Annotated in this window: 13 protein-coding genes; 3 read left to right on the forward strand and 10 right to left on the reverse strand. The window is 52.8% G+C overall.

Annotation, left to right across the window (positions count from 1 at the left end):
- Positions 1 to 11: 11 nt before the first annotated feature.
- From K6123_RS13845 to K6123_RS13865, 5 genes are all read right to left on the reverse strand, one after another.
- The gene (locus K6123_RS13845; RefSeq protein WP_221798724.1) at positions 12 to 1,067 is read right to left on the reverse strand and encodes an Atu2307/SP_0267 family LLM class monooxygenase; all 1,056 of its coding nucleotides are present in this window, start codon (positions 1,065 to 1,067) and stop codon (positions 12 to 14) included.
- Positions 1,068 to 1,206: 139 nt separating this feature from the next.
- Positions 1,207 to 2,325, reverse strand: coding sequence for a polysaccharide deacetylase family protein (locus K6123_RS13850; RefSeq protein WP_221798726.1), 1,119 nt, complete (start codon positions 2,323 to 2,325; stop codon positions 1,207 to 1,209).
- Positions 2,326 to 2,433: 108 nt separating this feature from the next.
- Entirely contained in the window at positions 2,434 to 4,158 is a 1,725-nt protein-coding gene (locus tag K6123_RS13855) for an NADase-type glycan-binding domain-containing protein (RefSeq protein ID WP_221798727.1), read from the reverse strand.
- A 231-nt stretch (positions 4,159 to 4,389) separates the two neighbouring features.
- Positions 4,390 to 5,199, reverse strand: coding sequence for an arylamine N-acetyltransferase family protein (locus K6123_RS13860; protein WP_221798730.1), 810 nt, complete (start codon positions 5,197 to 5,199; stop codon positions 4,390 to 4,392).
- A gap of 151 nt (positions 5,200 to 5,350) precedes the next feature.
- Positions 5,351 to 6,484 carry a 5-methyltetrahydropteroyltriglutamate--homocysteine S-methyltransferase gene (locus tag K6123_RS13865; RefSeq protein WP_221798732.1) on the reverse strand — a complete coding sequence of 378 codons (1,134 nt, stop codon included), beginning with the start codon at positions 6,482 to 6,484 and terminating at the stop codon, positions 5,351 to 5,353.
- A 183-nt stretch (positions 6,485 to 6,667) separates the two neighbouring features.
- Here K6123_RS13865 and K6123_RS13870 point away from each other — a divergent pair, with 183 nt between their 5' ends.
- Positions 6,668 to 8,452 carry a cation:proton antiporter gene (locus K6123_RS13870; RefSeq protein WP_221798734.1) on the forward strand — a complete coding sequence of 595 codons (1,785 nt, stop codon included), beginning with the start codon at positions 6,668 to 6,670 and terminating at the stop codon, positions 8,450 to 8,452.
- A 92-nt stretch (positions 8,453 to 8,544) separates the two neighbouring features.
- Here K6123_RS13870 and K6123_RS13875 read toward each other — a convergent pair whose 3' ends face one another.
- Both K6123_RS13875 and K6123_RS13880 read right to left on the reverse strand, forming a co-directional pair.
- Positions 8,545 to 9,231 (reverse strand): LrgB family protein, encoded by a 687-nt coding sequence (locus K6123_RS13875; RefSeq protein WP_221798737.1) that lies wholly within the window; start codon positions 9,229 to 9,231, stop codon positions 8,545 to 8,547.
- The gene (locus K6123_RS13880; protein WP_221798739.1) at positions 9,231 to 9,665 is read right to left on the reverse strand and encodes a CidA/LrgA family protein; all 435 of its coding nucleotides are present in this window, start codon (positions 9,663 to 9,665) and stop codon (positions 9,231 to 9,233) included. The genes K6123_RS13875 and K6123_RS13880 overlap by 1 nt, the downstream gene beginning before the upstream one ends.
- Before the next feature lie 128 nt (positions 9,666 to 9,793).
- Between K6123_RS13880 and K6123_RS13885 the strand changes: the two genes are divergently transcribed.
- Positions 9,794 to 10,681 (forward strand): LysR substrate-binding domain-containing protein, encoded by an 888-nt coding sequence (locus K6123_RS13885; RefSeq protein ID WP_221798741.1) that lies wholly within the window; start codon positions 9,794 to 9,796, stop codon positions 10,679 to 10,681.
- A gap of 12 nt (positions 10,682 to 10,693) precedes the next feature.
- Here the strand turns inward: K6123_RS13885 and K6123_RS13890 are convergent, their stop codons facing one another.
- From K6123_RS13890 to K6123_RS13900, 3 genes are all read right to left on the reverse strand, one after another.
- Positions 10,694 to 11,602, reverse strand: coding sequence for a sulfotransferase (locus K6123_RS13890; RefSeq protein WP_221798744.1), 909 nt, complete (start codon positions 11,600 to 11,602; stop codon positions 10,694 to 10,696).
- A 27-nt stretch (positions 11,603 to 11,629) separates the two neighbouring features.
- Positions 11,630 to 12,538 (reverse strand): sulfotransferase family protein, encoded by a 909-nt coding sequence (locus K6123_RS13895; protein ID WP_221798745.1) that lies wholly within the window; start codon positions 12,536 to 12,538, stop codon positions 11,630 to 11,632.
- A 259-nt stretch (positions 12,539 to 12,797) separates the two neighbouring features.
- Positions 12,798 to 14,975 (reverse strand): malate synthase G, encoded by a 2,178-nt coding sequence (locus tag K6123_RS13900; protein WP_221798747.1) that lies wholly within the window; start codon positions 14,973 to 14,975, stop codon positions 12,798 to 12,800.
- A 331-nt stretch (positions 14,976 to 15,306) separates the two neighbouring features.
- Between K6123_RS13900 and K6123_RS13905 the strand changes: the two genes are divergently transcribed.
- Complete coding sequence (locus tag K6123_RS13905) at positions 15,307 to 16,245, forward strand: nucleoside recognition family protein (protein ID WP_221798749.1); 939 nt, start codon at positions 15,307 to 15,309, stop codon at positions 16,243 to 16,245.
- Positions 16,246 to 16,273: the final 28 nt, after the last annotated feature.

A 16,273-nucleotide genomic window follows, 5' to 3' on the forward strand; every position in this document is an offset into this window, starting at 1 on the left:
GGAGCCAGAATTCACCCCTCCAACAGCTCACGCACTCGCGGCATTACCTGCTCGCCATACAGACGGATGCAGTCCAACTGATATTCATGCGGTACCGGCCCGGTGACGTATTTCAGATCAAATCGCTGCAACGATAAATCCACCACTGCCCGGGCAATTTTGTTCGCCACCGTTTCAGCGGAGCCGACAAACAAGGCCCCCTGCTCAACTTCCTCGATAAAGCGGTCTTTGGTCATCGCTGACCAGCCACGTTCGCGCCCAAGGCGATTCATCATGCGCTGGTAATATGGCCAGAAACGTTCTTTCGCCTGCTGATCGGTTTCGGCCACAAAGCCTGGCGAATGCATGCCGATTGGTTTAGGCGACCGCCCAAGTCGGCTGCAGGACTGCAGATATAAATCCACCAGCGGCCGGAAACGTTTTGGAGCACCGCCAATAATGGCCAGCATCAACTGAGCATCGTGGCGTGCTACCCGCACCACCGATTGCGGCGTCCCGCCAACGCCAACCCAGGTGGTGAGTGGCTGCTGTTCAAATTGGGGAAATACCGCTGCCCGGTTCAATTCGGGCCGGGTTTTGCCTTGCCAGCTGAGCGGGTTTTCTCTGGTCAGCTGCATAAACAAATCAAGCCGCTCCTCGAACAGCAGGTCATAGTCCGCCCCCTGAAAACCAAATAACGGATAGCTTTCGGTGAACGCTCCACGCCCAAGAATCACTTCCGTACGGCCATTGGCAAGCGCGTCGAGTGTCGCAAAGCGCTGAAACAATCGTACCGGGTCATCCGTCGACAGCACAGTGACGGCGGTGCCCAACCGGATACGTCGGGTTTTGGCGGCAATCGCGCCAAGAATGACCTCAGGAGAAGAAATAGCGAAGTCATCGCGATGATGCTCACCCAGACCGAGGTAATCAACGCCAACTTCATCGGCCAGCACACCCTGCTCGACCACATCTCGCAGAACCTGCGCCATTGATTTGAGCTGAGCTCTGGCTGAATCCACAACGGCCGAATCCACAAAGGCCGTTACATCACCAAAGCTGTGCAGCCCTAATTCAATATTTGCCATTCTTCCACCCCGGGCTGTCGCCGATAGCTGTCATTGGTAGCGATCATTATGCCGTTGCGGCCAGCCCGGATTCAGCCCTGCCTCAGCAAACGCACTGTTACCACCAGTTTGACAGTCGCTTGCTGCGGTTACTGCTGACTCAGGGCTGTATGGTGAGCTGATGACAGTCGACGAAGGTCAAGCCTGTTTGCTGGGCGAACTGGTTAAGCGCAGCGAGATTGTCGAGCGCCCTTGGGTGAACATCGTGATAGAGAATAATGCCGTGACGCCAAAGCAGCATCAGGGTCTTTACGCGGTCACGAACCTCGTCATTGGTCAGCTTTTTGTTCCAATCCTGGCTGTCGATATTCCACAGCATCACTTTTCCACCCTCTGCTGCCACATGGTCCAACAGTTCCTGATGCCGCTGGCCGTAGGGTGGTCGCAGCCAATACGGACCTGACTGATAAGGCACCAATGCCTGGGTTGTTGCATCCAGTGATTCTGCCCACTGTTGCCATTTCTGGTGGCTTTTGTGCTGCTGACCATGAGAACCAAGACACTGGCCATCGTAGGTGTTAATGGCAGGTTTCTGACTAACCAGTCGCTCTCCCAGCACAAAAAACTGGCCGTGAAGACCAAAACGGTTAAGCGATTCAACCAGCATTGCGGTTGGGTTAACCACTTTGCCATCGCGGGTGGCGTCAGCAGCGGGGCCGTCATCATAGGTCAGCAGAAAATGCAGATCCGGAAACTCTGTGCCGTTAATTTCCTTATCGGGATCAAGCAAACTGATTTCACTGGTAATGCGGGGAAACAGGGCTGCCAGACGCACCTGTTCGTAGAGATAGTACTGATGGAATTTCTGGCTGGCGGTAAGCCATGCCGTGTTATCAGCTTGTGTTTGCGACAGTGGCTGGCTGACCAGTGACTGCCAGTCAGTGACTCCACAATCAGCACAAGCCAGCTGATAATTTCGCAGCAGTTGTTGGCGGGTTCGATCACGCCAGCGATAGACTTCTTCGGCATTGATATTCTCGATGCCCGTGAATCCCTGGATGTTGGCCTCGGAGTCGATATCGATCTGGTCCAGCAGTTGCGAGAATACGAGAATTTCTGCCGCAGATGCGCGGTTGAATTCCTGTTTGTTCACTATGGCTGTCGGCCACAATCCCCGATCCATGGTGGCGACTTTTTCTGGCCCGGCGGCGGTCGCAGGCATCGACAGCAGGGAAAACGACAATACGGAAAGTGCGAACAGATGGGAGATTGGTTTCACCGGAAAATCCTTTAATCGGTCGGGAGCACGAATACCAGGATGGCAAAGCCCGGAACAACAGCTGACTATCGTTCCGGGCTCAATAACAAATATCGGTTTGCAGTCAGTTTACAAACCAAGCTTCTCTTTCATCCGGGCGACGCCGGCGTCATAGGCATTGTGAGAACGGAAGGACATCGCCCAGTAGAAATTCTGCAACGCCTCTTCGTACTTGTTCTGGGCTTCAAATATTCTCGCGATGTTGTAGTAGGAGCTGGCGCTCACCACATTGCGGGTTTTGCCGCGAGCCAGAGCAATCGCCTTCCGGTTTGCCCAAATGGCATTTGGATAGTCATTGACGCGCTGATAAGCCAGTCCCAGATTGCTGTATGCTTGCGCGAAGGAAGGATCTTTATCGATTGCTTCCTTGTAATGATAAATCGCGTCTTCGTATTTCTTCGCGTGATACAGCTCTTCGCCCTTGCTGTTCAACTCCAGCGCAATACCATGGGCCATGCGGGCTTCCTTGGCTTTGCGAATGGGTTCGATCAGACGATCGGTTTTGCCGGAATAGAGCTCGACCTCACCAAAGCCTGTTTCGCTGGCACTTGCCTTGACGATACTGACCTTGAATTGGTTGATCGCCATTTCACGATCAAATTCACCAGAGATGAGCTGGCCGGAAGCATCCGGGCTATAAAAGCGTTTCTCACCACCGTTAATCTGAACCGCAACCGTTGTTGGCAAACTGGAGCCGGAACCTGCACGAATAGCAAATTTACCAACAGCCTCCGGTTTGTTGAAGTTCATCGCCAGCCATTCCCCTATGCCAGAACCGCTCACCCCTTCAACCCAGCCAGTGCTATCGGAACCATCAACAACATAATGCGGTGCATAGCTGGATTCACCGCCTTTGAGAGCATCCTTACGACTGGAAGCAGTCACCCAGCTCGGCGCCTGATATTGCGTCACGCCGTTGTCAAAATCATGCCCCTGAACCTTCAGTTCCAACGCACGCCAGGTGAAGTCGTACTCTGGGCGAGGACTGTTAAAGGTCAGACGATAGTTGCCAGAGCTACCGCCGGCAATCTGGGTAACAATGCGCTGGAATTGGCCAGAGTCCTTGTCATAAAAGGTGCCGCCCAGATCCGCAGTCATTACCTTATACTGGTCGATGTTTGGCCCAACGGTATGAAACTTGATGTTTTTGGCTTTCAGGGTATTAACCACATCATGCATGGTCAGTGACGTTACCGAGTCAGATGCGTGGAAGGTTGCATCGGTAATAAGTACAAAAATGACCTCGGCCCCGTCGCGGAACGTGGCTGCGGCAGCCTCGTTAATCGCATCAAGGGCGTTCTCTGGCTCATCATCGCCACCATCGGCGTTGAGGTCAGAAACCCAGCTTTTGAATACATCAGCCTTGTCGGTAACCCGGTATTTCTTATTGACGACATCCTTATAGGAAATCAGTCCCAGGTTATAGTCGAAACCGCTGCTCTGAATAATATTGGCGAATTCGATGGTTTTATTTTTCAGACCCTCGATTTCTTCCGCCATACTACCGGTATCATCAAAAACGAACACCACGTCAATACGATTATTGCCCAAGCTGGCGTCTGTTGTTTCAAACCCGGTGAGAGCCACGTCTTTCAGATCTTCGGACAGCATGAAGTCTTTCATTTGAAAGCCGCTGACGGGCTTGCCATCCTTGTCCCGAACATTCACATTCAGTTCAATGGCGGGATATTGGCTTGCCACCGGCTGAATATAGATTTCACCTTCACTGGCCTGGGCAGCAATAGCCGCAAACAGAGAACTGAAGACCAGCGTCCTTGCATAAATTTTGATCATTTAAAACACTTCCGAATACACAAATCGGCGTATATTAACCACGCATGCTCCAGAAGCCAGTCAACGACCCGGGAAATGTATTTTTTCTTGACTCAGTGCTCAATTAAAAGACATAAATAAATGGTATTGAATATCGTCACCTTGGCTGTTCAATAGCCGCCAGGTGTTTATATCCCAGAGAATATCCGTTGAAGACGGTGCAGCAGCATCCATGCTCTGCGCTGCCTTGAATTATCCGCGCGCTTGCACCAGTGGCGGCAGGTTGAACAGCTCCTTCAAGACCGCGTCATACTCGTCGGGATTAACCATCCGCTGGCTGGTTTCACCATTGGTGATGGTTTTCAGGCTGCTGCCCAGCAATATTGTGCGGCCAGCCGGATTGAACGAAACTACCAAGGGCTTTTGCACAAAAATCGCGTCCGGGTGGGTGGAGTTCATAAAGTTGGCTGGGGCGAAATCAATCCATTCCGGCGAGTACAAATCAAAGGCGTATTGGTTGGCCCATTCGCCCTGTACCAGTGCTTTCAGCAGGTAAGCCGGCTCACTGTTGGATGACGCCACAGGCTCCAGCATGAAAGTATCGCCGTCTTGCTGAACCGGCTGATTCAACACCGCCAGGTTCATTGGCGCACGAATACCGTAACTGCCGAAGCCCAGATCACACAGCCATTGTTCGCCATCGAGACTGACGATAATCGCCATATGCGTCTTTGGCCGCAGCACCGGGTAAAACATCGGCCGGGCCGCGACAAACTGGTATTGGATCCCAAGCGCTTCCAGCGCCATGGCAAAAACGCCATTCACTTCGTAGCAATATCCACCACGACCAACCCCTTGTGAATTCGGCAGCACGATTTTGCTGACGATTTCTTCCGGCTCCAACGAGACAATTTTGCCCGCCTGTACATCCAGGTTTTCAAACGGTACGGAAAACAGCTGACAGCGCATCAGCTCAGCGACCGTTTCAATCGAGGCGCTTGGTGTTCCGGTATAACCGATACGGCAGAAATAATCAGCAAGGGAAAAGTTGGCGGCGTTCATGGGTCACTCACTACTGGTTGGCAAGCATCGCAGTCTAGCGGCCAGACCGCCCTTGAGGCAAAGCCCGCGGCCCTCTCCGGGCAATACAAATCCGAAGAAAAGCAGCGGTACAATTCCAGGTACAACTCCAGCCAGGTTCGAAAGCAGAGTATCAGGATTGCCAAACCTGGCTGGCGATATCACATACCAGGCGGATCTTGTTCCATTGCTCTGCCACCGTCATTTTGTTGCCTTCCTCAGTGGAGGCGAAGCCACACTGCGGGCTCAGACACAGATTTTCCAGTGGCACATATTGCGTGGCTTCTTCGATACGCGCCTTGATCACCGCAGCCTCTTCCAGCTCAGGGAACTTGCTGGTGATCAGGCCCAGCACTACCTTGCTGCCGTTGTTGTGCCAGTGACGCAATGGTTCGAACCCACCGGAACGATCGTTATCGTATTCCAGAAAAAAGCCGTCATAGCGGGTGGCGAACAGTTGCTCGGCAACTGGCTCGTAGCCACCGGAAAACAGCCAGGACGAAGCATGATTGCCACGGCAGATATGCGTGGTGATCACCATATCCTGTGGTTTATCGGCCAGCGCATTATTGATGATGTTGGTGCACACAGAAGCAATCTCCTGGGCATTCATGCCACGTGCCTGCAATTCCTGCTGTTTATTGGCGTCCGCCAGAAAAGCCCAGTTGGTGTCATCAAACTGCAGATAACGACAACCGGCCTGATAGAACGCCTGAATCACTTGCCGGTAAGTTGCAGACAGATCGCGATAGAACTGATCCAGTGACAGGTAAATTTCCTGCAGCCGTGACGACCCATCGTTAGCCAGCAGTTCCTGCCGCAGAATCATGGTTGGGCTGGGAATGGTCGCCTTGGCTGTGGTTTTGCCATCGGTTTCAGCGACACGTTTCAGGAACTCATAGTGGCCGATAAACGGATGCTCTGGATTAAAACTGAGCTTGCCGACCAGACGGATGTTATAGGACGGTGCCGCCTTGCCTTTGAATTGCTGGTTGTAGCCAGCTTCCGGCACATAACCTTCGATACCCGTCAGGTTCTCCAGAAAGTCGATATGCCAAAAAGCACGGCGGAATTCGCCGTCGGTTACCACGTCCAGGCCAGCCGCTTTTTGCTGCTGCACCAGTTCGATAATCGCGCGGTCTTCAACCTCGGTCAGGGCAGCACGATCAATAACCCCGGCCCTGAAATCAATACGAGCCTGTTGCAGATAATCCGGGCGCAAATAGCTGCCAACAATATCGGCACGGGCTGGAAATGGTTTAATCACTGCATATCCCTCATTGGATCCAATTCAATGAGCGGCATCCTAACGCAGCCTCGCCTTGATGTTGCGCGCAAATATTTCAGCATGATTTGAAGCCAATTCATGTTGCTGTAAGCAGCCCCTGCAAACGCGCCAAAATGCAGCTAATATCAGCCCTATTGAATCAGCGTCCAGGATTGTTCTGCTATGACCGCCCTTCTGCTTTCTGTTGTTGCCGCCATTGCTCTGGGATGTCAGTGGCTGGCCTGGCGTATTCGTTTACCGGCCATTCTGTTTTTGCTGTTGGCAGGTCTGCTGGCCGGGCCCGGACTGGGATTGATTGATCCCGATCAGCTGTTAGGTGAATTGCTGTTTCCGCTGGTGTCGCTGTCTGTCGCCATCATCCTGTTTGAAGGCAGCCTGACTCTCGATCTGAAGGAAATTCGTCAGCAACAACGGGTGGTGCTGAAGCTGGTGAGTATTGGTGCGCTGGTGACCTGGGCAGTGATTGCGGTTAGCTGTCAGTGGCTGTTTGAACCCGGCTGGGCGTTGAGTATTCTGTTCGGTGCACTAACGGTCGTTACCGGCCCGACCGTGATTGCGCCCATGCTAAAGGCTATTCGGCCAAAGTCCGAACTCGGTAATATCCTGCGCTGGGAAGGCATTGTGATCGACCCCGTCGGGGCCCTGCTGGTCGTGGTGGTGTACGAATTTATTGTCGCCCATGGCCAGAGCAGCGGTATTGGCAACAGTCTGCTGGCTTTTGTCGAAATCATCGCCGTTGGCACTGTGCTGGGTCTATTGGCCGGCTGGCTGCTGGGCAAGGTGCTGGCGCGCCAGTGGCTGCCGGAATATCTGCAAAACCTCGGCACACTGGCGAGCGTGATGCTGGTGTTCAGCGCTTCCAACACTCTGGTACATGAATCCGGCCTGCTGGCGGTGACCTTGATGGGCGCCTGGCTGGCCAACCGCCGTGATATTCATATCGCTGAAATCCTCAACTTCAAGGAAGAGCTCAGCCTGGTGCTGATTTCCGGGCTGTTTATCCTGCTGGCAGCGCGGCTGAATCCGGAAGATATTCTCAGTCTTGGCTGGGCTCCACTGGCCCTGCTGGCACTGGTGCAGTTTGTCGCCCGGCCGCTGTCTGTGTGGGTTTCAACACTGGGCAGTTCATTATCGATCAAGGACAAGTTATTTCTTGGCTGGGTCGCGCCGCGTGGCATCGTTGCCGCGGCGGTTTCAGCACTGTTTGCCATCAAACTGGAGCAGGCAGGCGAGCCTGCCGCCCGCCTGCTGGTACCACTGACCTTCTGTATTATTTTTGGCACCGTGATCTTCCAGAGCCTGAGTGCCCGTGTCTGGGCTCGCTGGCTGGGCGTGGTTGAACCGGCCCGTAATGGCTTCCTGATTCTGGGTGCCAACAAGGTTGGCCAGGCGATTGCTGAAATCCTGCAAAAGCAGCAGGTTCCGGTATTACTGGCCGATAGCAATTACGAGCTGATCCAGCGTGCACGGCTTGCGGGGCTGCGTACCTTCTTTGGCAACCCGCTCTCGGACTATGCCGCCAATCGGATGGACCTCAGCGGTATTGGCAAACTGCTGGCGGTATCACCGGACCAAAGCATCAATGCGCTGGCTTGCAGTCATTTCAGGGAAGAGTTTGGTGAACAGAAAGTGTTTCTGCTACCAACCGAAGCAGAAAAATACCTCAGTGAAAAACATCGTGCCGGAGCACCGCTGCGGGGCCATGCCTTGTTGGCCGAAGAACTCAGCTGGAGTGAACTGGCCTATTACCTGAGCTGTGGTTACGAATTCAAATCCACTCGCCTGAGTGAGGAATACAGCTACAGCACATTCCGGGAAACCCAGCCCACAGCTATCCCGATGATGAGCATTTCCGAACGCGGCCAGGTCATACTGCGAATCAGTGCCGAGGACTTTAACCCGGCTCCAGGCTGTCGGTTGATCAGCCTGTCCAAGCCGGAAAGCTGACCCGTTAGATTACTGAACGGTTCAGCAAAAGGTCAGTGGCTGGGGAAATCAACCACTGACCTCAATACCAATCTCATATCAGCGCAGCAAACTCAAACCAGCGAAGCGAATAATGGCGCGCCAATCACCATGGCAATGCCGGTAAAAATCATCGTCAGACTGGCAATGACGCCTTCCTCTCGACCAATTTCGTGGGCTTTGGCCGTACCTGCGCCGTGAGACGCAGCACCAAGCGCGGCTCCTTTTGCCAGCGATGTACGGATTCTGGCCAGTCGAAACGCCGGCTCACAAATCAACATGCCCACCACCCCTGTCATCAGCACAAGCATGGCAGTCAGATCCGGTACGCCACCAAACTGTTCGGTAACCTGCATTGCAAACGGCGTGGATACTGAGCGGGTTAACATACTTCTGGCAGCCACATCCGGCATCGGGAATATTTGCACCAACAACCAGGATGACAACAATCCCATCACAACACCCGTTGCCACGCCCACCATCAAAGTGAGTGGAAACCGCCTGATCGTTTCACGCTGCTGATAAATCGGCACAGCGAAAGCGATGGTCGCCGGACCAAGCATCAGTACCAGCAGATTGGTGTATCGGAAATAGTCCGGCAGCGGAATATGCAACAGCATCACAAACGCCACCAGCGCCACAGGAACCGCCACCATCGGTGAAAGCCAGAAAACCTTTTTATGGCGATAGGCCAACTTCGCCAGCAGATAGAAGCCAACCGTGGCGGCAAAACTCAGGCAGGCCAGCAAGGTATCCGACATCAGACGCCCTCCCCGACATGGTGGTCGTCATGGAGATGACGTTGCTGATCACGCTTGTCATTCATTCGCTTTTCCAGCGTATAAATCCGATCAACAACCAGGGCAGTCCCAACCAAAGCCATCAAAGTACCCAATACCACGCAAGCCACAATCACCAGACCATCAGCTTGCAACAACGCCCGATACTTCAGCACAGATACCACCGGTGGAATAAAAAACAGCAATAACTCACCCAGCAGTACCGCTGAACCCGCTTTCACCGCCCGTTCAGGAACAATCCCAACACCCAGTAACAAAACCAGAATACCCAACCCGAACACACTGCCGGGAATCGGAATATGCAAGGCAGCAACAGCCAGATTACAGAGCCAGAACAGCCCACAGAAAGCGACCAGCTGCAGTAGCGAATATGAGAATGAACGGACCTTTACCATGATTGAATGAAGTCTCCGGAATGGAAAAGCCCCGCCAGAATTGGTGGGAACTGGACCATAGTCTAACGAGGATGAAATCATATAAATAATGAATGATAATCATCGAATAGATAACTAGAGGTTATTCAATGGATCTGCGCGTATTACGCTACCTGATGGGAGTCGTTGAATCCGGTGGCTTTGGCAAGGCTGCCAAACGCCTGCACCTGTCACAGCCTGCGCTGAGCAAGGCAATCCGGAATCTGGAAGAGGAACTTGAAGTCACCTTGCTTGACCGTGGCAAGCGTGGTTCGAGCATTCGGCTAACCCCCGCTGGAGAAGTGGTTTATCGTCATGCAGCCGGTTTGCTTGAAGCCCGCCAACGCATGATGCAGGAGCTGCAAATGCTCAATCAGCTGGAGTGTGGCGTGCTCAGAATCGGCCTTTCGCCACTGGGCAGCGGCGTATTGTTTGCCCCGATTATTGCCCGCTTTCGGGCCGCCTGGCCCAAGGTTGAAATTGAACTGCTGGAACAAGGTGGTGCTGCGCAGGAAGAAGCCTTACGCAATAACAAGGTTGAGCTGGCCATGAGCATGGTGCCGGAAAATGAGGAATTTGACTGGCTGCAAATGCGCGACGACCCCATGATGGTCGCCCTACCAACCAATCACCCGTTAGTTAATCAACCCTCACTGACACTAGGGGAACTGAACGAGTGTCCGCTGATTACCTTCGAAGACACCTACTCACTGGGCAAACTCATCTATAGACACTGCATCGAAGCCGGATTCGCCCCTCACAACGTGATGCGGGTATCCCAGATTGAATTCGGCATGGCACTGGTTGCTTCAGGTGCGGGGGTATTGTTACTGCCGCAATTGATTGCCGAACAGCTAACCACTGCAGGTGTCGTACTGAAACCACTGGCGTCTTCGACATTGCGCTGGCGACCCTCCGTGATCTGGCGCAAAGACACCACCTTGTCGTTTGCCGCGATGGCGTTGATGCAATTGATTAGGGAACGGTATGCGGGGTGAGCCTGATCGTGTTCAAGCCAACACACGTGGTGATCCAGGAAGATTAACATCGCTTCCTGCAGGCACTACCGCAACAACGTCTCCTGTCTTAAACGCTTCAACAGGCACATAGCAGAAGCCATGCTTACCTGTACTGGAGACACCTGAATCGGCGAGATCCTTGCGATATTGATCAGCCAGTACAGAACCGACCTTTGCATTGTTTACATATATATCAACGGATACAGGTGTTTCGTTGGTTCTTGCCAGCACCCAGCCACGAACCACCTCTGCCTCAAGACTATCCAGGCAACCGCTGAAACCGAGATTCTTGAGCTTTTGGATATCCGTCCGGGAATCAGCCCATTTCCTATAACCTGTGGGACTGGGGTTTACTCCTGAGATAATGGCATTTACGTTTTCCTGGTTGGATTCCATCGACAGAAATGCAAGCAACCGCCGAGCATAATCATCTGTATTCGTAATCATCTTTTCGTATGAAATCAGAAGACAATCCGGCTTTCGATATTTAATAAAATTTAAAACCTTTAAGTATTGGATCGATGCTTTCAGCATGCCAGCCAAATGGGAACGACCGAGGGCTCTGTTCATCCGATCGCTTATCGAATAGATATCGCGAAAAACAAAAACGTACCTAGGGTTCTCAAAAAAACCATCTATTTTGCGAAGCTTGTTGATTACTCCCGGGTATTTCCATGCAAAAAGCTGATGATCTCGCTCGTATTCCGCAATCTTTTTCTGGAAGTTTTGCCAGTCCCGCTGCTGAAATTTTTCGGCCAGATACACATCCTCATAGTTAGGTTTATGCCATTCATCTCCAATGAATACCCCTAAACTATAAAGCGATGACGTTACAGCAGAAGTGCCCCCTCGACCAACGCCAACAACAATGATCGAGGTACCCTTTTCAGCATCTGCCATCAATCGAAACTCCTCACCGATACTGCATCAACCTATCTGCCGCGGCGATCCTTTCACATCCAGAGCCGTTCCCGCCAGTACTACCGATACAGTATCGCCACTTTTCAGCGGAGGGTCGAGCGTATAAACAAAGCCATGACAACCGCTATTCGACACTGCAGCGTCAACCAGATCCTGGCGGTAATTATCAGCCAGAGCATTCCCAACCTTGACTTTATTTATATAGATATCAACCGAAACTGGATTTTCGTCCTTTTTTGAACGGAGCCAGCCACCGATCTTTTCTTTTTCAATGTAATCAAGATGCCCCAGGATTTGCTGCGCCTTGCGCTCACGGGATTTTTTTGATTCATCTGCCCATTCCTGATAACCCGACGGGCTCGGGCATACCGATGTAACAATTGACTCAATATTTTCACTGGTCTTTTCCATTTCCAGAAAGTCCAGTAGTTGCCGGGCATACTGATCAGTATTGGTCAGCATTTTCTCATAAGACACCAGCAAACAATCTGGCTTACGATATTTTATAAAAAAAATCGCATTCAGATACTGCAAAGAAGCCTTGAACATGGAAAATAAAAGTGAGGCGCCACGAGCACGATTTATTCTGTCACCGATAGCGTATATATCACGAAACACAAATATGTATTTCGGACTTGAGAACATGCCATCTACTTTAATCAGCCTGTTTATGGAATCCGGTAATTTCCAGGCAAAAACATCGTGAGAAGCCTCGTATTTCTTTATTTGTTTTCTGAATTTACTCCAGCTTCGATTACGAAAACACTTGGCCAAATAAACATCTTCATAATTTGGTTCGCGCCATGAATCCCCCAGAAATATGCCAACACTGTTCAATGAAGATGCAACTGCAGATGTCCCTCCCCGATTAACACCGACAACAATAATTGAGGAACCCTTCACCATGTCTTTCATTTCCATAAAACCCAGCAAATCAACCGCATTACCGCAGAACACATCAATACCGCGAAGGCTAAACCTTTAGCATCGGCAACAAAAGAAGTCTACTTCAATTTGCCCGGCCAATTTTAAATTGCAACCAGAAGACATGAATCGGGGCTTTATGAAATCACAAGCCAAAACCGACAAGCCCCGACCAGCAGAGCTGATCAGGGCTTGGGGTCTTGCAGGTGCTGTGGCGATACTGGCCGGCGCCAGTCCAGCAGATATTTTGTTACTGCGCTGCCTTGAACTTCAGACGGTAGGCGTGCAGCAGCGGTTCGGTATACCCGCTAGGCTGTTCCTTACCCTTGAAGATCAGGTCAGAAGCTGCCTGGAAGGCAATTCCATCAAAACCCGGTGCCATGTTGATGTAGGCAGGATCGCCTGCGTTTTGACCATCAACAATCGCCGCCATGCGCTTGAGGCTGTCTTCAACCTGCTCACGAGTACAAACGCCGTGCTCGAGCCAGTTGGCCAGGTGCTGGGATGAAATACGCAGAGTGGCGCGGTCTTCCATCAGGCCAATGTTGTTGATGTCTGGCACCTTGGAACAGCCAACACCCTGATCGATCCAGCGCACGACGTAGCCCAGAATACCCTGACAGTTGTTGTCCAGTTCACGCTGAATCTGCTCCTGCGTCAGCGAGGCCTGCTGCTCTGCGGTCATCAGCGGAATCGTCAGGATGTCATCGATATTGGCGAATTCACGCTGCTTCAACTGCTCCTGAATTTCGAACACATTCACTTGATGGTAATGCAGTGCATGCAGTGTGGCACCGGTGGGCGACGGAACCCAGGCAGTGTTGGCACCGGCTTTTGGATGGCCAATTTTCTGCTCCATCATCTGACCCATTTCATCCGGCATGGCCCACATACCCTTACCAATCTGGGCACGGCCTTGCAGACCATACTTGAGGCCGGTGTCGACGTTCCAGTTTTCGTAGGTGTTGATCCAGACCTGCTGCTTCATGATGCTCTTTGGTACGAAGGCACCCGCCAGCATGGAGGTATGGATTTCGTCACCCGTGCGATCAAGGAAGCCGGTGTTGATGAATACAACACGGTCTTTCGCCGCTTCGATACACCGCGCCAGATTCACCGTGGTGCGACGCTCTTCATCCATAATGCCCATTTTCATGGTGAATTGAGGCAGACCAAGCGCCGCTTCAACACGACCGAACAGTTCATTGGCGAAGGCCACTTCCTCAGGACCATGCATCTTCGGCTTAACGATGTTTACCGAACCTGTGGTGCTGTTGCGGAATGGCGCATTGCCTCGCAGATCGTGCATGGCACACAGAGTGGTGATCATGGCGTCCATGATTCCTTCTGGTACTTCGTTGCCATCCTGGTCGCGCATCGCCGGGTTGGTCATCAGGTGACCAACGTTACGAATGAACAGCATGGAGCGGCCTTTCAGCTTAACGGTCTCACCGTACAGGCCGGTGTATTCACGGTCCGGATTCATACGACGAGTGAAAGTAGTGCCGCCTTTGGCAACCTGTTCTTCCAGATCGCCGCGCATCAGGCCAAGCCAGTTGCTATAGGTAATCACCTTGTCTTCGGCGTCAACGGCGGCAACGGAGTCTTCGCAGTCCATAATGGTGGTCAGTGCGGCTTCAACCAGAATGTCCTTGATACCCGCCGGGTCGGTCGCACCGATTTGGGAACTGGCATCAATCTGGATTTCCAGGTGCAAACCGTTGTTTTGCAGCAGGATTGCCGTTGGAGCATCCGCTTCGCCCTTGTAGCCCTTCAGTTTGGACTGGTCGGCCAGACCGGTTACAGAGCCGTCCTGCAAGGTCACTACCAAAGCACCGCTGGCAATGCTGTAGTTGGTGCTGTCGGCGTGGGACCCAACAGCCAGTGGCGCAGCCTGATCCAGAACGTTGCGACCATAAGCGATCACCTTGGCACCACGAACCGGGTTGTATTCTCTGGTTTTTTCAGCGCCGCCATCTTCAGACAGTGCGTTGGTACCATAGAGCGCGTCGTACAAGGAACCCCAGCGCGCGTTGGCAGCGTTCAAGGCAAAGCGGGCGTTCATCACCGGAACCACCAGCTGCGGACCCGCCATGGTGCCGATTTCCGGCTCAACGTTTTGGGTCTGAGCCTGGAATGGTTCGGCTTGCGGCAACAGGTAACCAATGTCCTGCAGGAACGCCTTGTATTCGACAGCGTTATGCGGCTGGCCCTTGCGTTCAGTGTGGTAGCTGTCGATACGGGCTTGCAGATCATCACGCTTCAGCAGCAAGGCACGGTTTTTCGGTGCCAGCTCGTTGACGATCGCATCAAATCCGGCCCAGAAGGCATCGACGTCCACGCCGGTGCCAGGAATAGCTTGTTCGTTTACGAAATCGTACAGCGCTTGGGCGATCTGAATGCCACCCTTCTGAACGTATCCAGTCATCTTGGGCCTCTCTGGTGTGTTGGCGCTGGCGTTTACATCCGTGCCAGGCCTTTGGGTCGTTTACAGGCTTTTACGCCCTGTTTTTATCGTTGCAGCAGTATAGCTTTGGGCTACCGCCACAAGTAACCAGCATGGTTTGCATATTTGGCATTCACCAAATGAATAGGCTGGAGGGTTTGCCGGTATTTCTACGCAAACATGACCGATCGGTCAAGTTTCTGATCGAACTGGCAGCTCTGTCAGAAACCCTCAAATGGTCGTAAATGGCTGAGGGCCAGCTGAATCCGCCCAGACCAGCTGTTAGACTTGGGCACCCAATCAGGATTCCATCATGGACGCTATCGCTACTTCCCTGCTTTCCTCAGGCCGCGCGGCGGTCGATCTGGCCTTTTTTGTGCTGTTACCCATCATGATTGTGATGCTCAGCATCATGCGCTGGCTGGAATGGCAAGGCTGGCTTCCCAAAATCGTGGCGACTGTCGCGCCACTGCTGCGCCCGCTGGGCCTCACCGGCCTCGGCGTATTTGCGCTGATTCAGGTGATGCTGGTGAGTTTTGCCGCGCCACTGGCAACCCTGGCCGTGATGGCCAAAAACGGTACTGCGCCGCGTTATATCGCTTCGACACTAGCGATGGTTTTGGCGATGTCACAAGCCAACGTAGTGTTCCCGATGGCCGCTGTCGGCCTGGATGTGGTGCCTGTGATGGCGTTTGCGCTGATCGGCGGTTTGATCGCCGCTGCCACTGCATTTTATGTCACCGGCCGTCGTCTTGAACTGCATGAGGAAACAGCCAGTCCGACCCGTGATATCGATACAGATACTCGCGGCAACCTGCTCGACGTCATTAACCACGCTGGGCGTGATGCCTGGAATATCGCTTTGGGCGCACTGCCCTTGCTGGTGATTTCGCTGGTCGCAGTGAATCTCGTACGGCTAACCGGCATGATCGGCTGGCTCGAAACCAATCTGGCCTTTTTGTTTGAAGCGGTTGGCTACCCTGCTGACACCCTGCTACTGGTGATCACCAAATACATTGCTGGCGGTACCGCCATGATGGGCATTGTGGTGGAGCAGTTTCAGTCTGGCGGCCTGTCAGCCAACGACATTAATCTGTTGGCCGGTTTGCTGATTTGTCCATTGGATGTTGCCGGTGTAGCAATTCTGGCAGCCGCAGGCAAGCAAGTTGGCGCGGTGGTCAAACCGGCGGTGCTGGCAGCACTGGTTGGTATCGCCTTTCGGGTTATTTGCCATACGCTGGTTTATGGCTGATTGATCGCTGCAGCTGGCTCGTTCTGCA

Origin of the sequence: Oceanobacter mangrovi (assembly GCF_019740315.1) — a bacterium.
In the GTDB taxonomy this organism is placed as follows: domain Bacteria; phylum Pseudomonadota; class Gammaproteobacteria; order Pseudomonadales; family Oceanobacteraceae; genus Oceanobacter; species Oceanobacter mangrovi.

What these genes read in the sequence shown, in the direction of transcription:
- K6123_RS13845 (WP_221798724.1), bottom strand. Translation starts at nt 1,067, where the DNA reads ATGGCAAATATTGAATTAGGGCTGCACAGCTTTGGTGATGTAACGGCC.
- K6123_RS13855 (WP_221798727.1), bottom strand. Translation starts at nt 4,158, where the DNA reads ATGATCAAAATTTATGCAAGGACGCTGGTCTTCAGTTCTCTGTTTGCG.
- K6123_RS13860 (WP_221798730.1), bottom strand. Translation starts at nt 5,199, where the DNA reads ATGAACGCCGCCAACTTTTCCCTTGCTGATTATTTCTGCCGTATCGGT.
- K6123_RS13870 (WP_221798734.1), top strand. Translation starts at nt 6,668, where the DNA reads ATGACCGCCCTTCTGCTTTCTGTTGTTGCCGCCATTGCTCTGGGATGT.
- K6123_RS13875 (WP_221798737.1), bottom strand. Translation starts at nt 9,231, where the DNA reads ATGTCGGATACCTTGCTGGCCTGCCTGAGTTTTGCCGCCACGGTTGGC.
- K6123_RS13880 (WP_221798739.1), bottom strand. Translation starts at nt 9,665, where the DNA reads ATGGTAAAGGTCCGTTCATTCTCATATTCGCTACTGCAGCTGGTCGCT.
- K6123_RS13885 (WP_221798741.1), top strand. Translation starts at nt 9,794, where the DNA reads ATGGATCTGCGCGTATTACGCTACCTGATGGGAGTCGTTGAATCCGGT.
- K6123_RS13890 (WP_221798744.1), bottom strand. Translation starts at nt 11,602, where the DNA reads ATGGCAGATGCTGAAAAGGGTACCTCGATCATTGTTGTTGGCGTTGGT.
- K6123_RS13895 (WP_221798745.1), bottom strand. Translation starts at nt 12,538, where the DNA reads ATGAAAGACATGGTGAAGGGTTCCTCAATTATTGTTGTCGGTGTTAAT.
- K6123_RS13900 (WP_221798747.1), bottom strand. Translation starts at nt 14,975, where the DNA reads ATGACTGGATACGTTCAGAAGGGTGGCATTCAGATCGCCCAAGCGCTG.
- K6123_RS13905 (WP_221798749.1), top strand. Translation starts at nt 15,307, where the DNA reads ATGGACGCTATCGCTACTTCCCTGCTTTCCTCAGGCCGCGCGGCGGTC.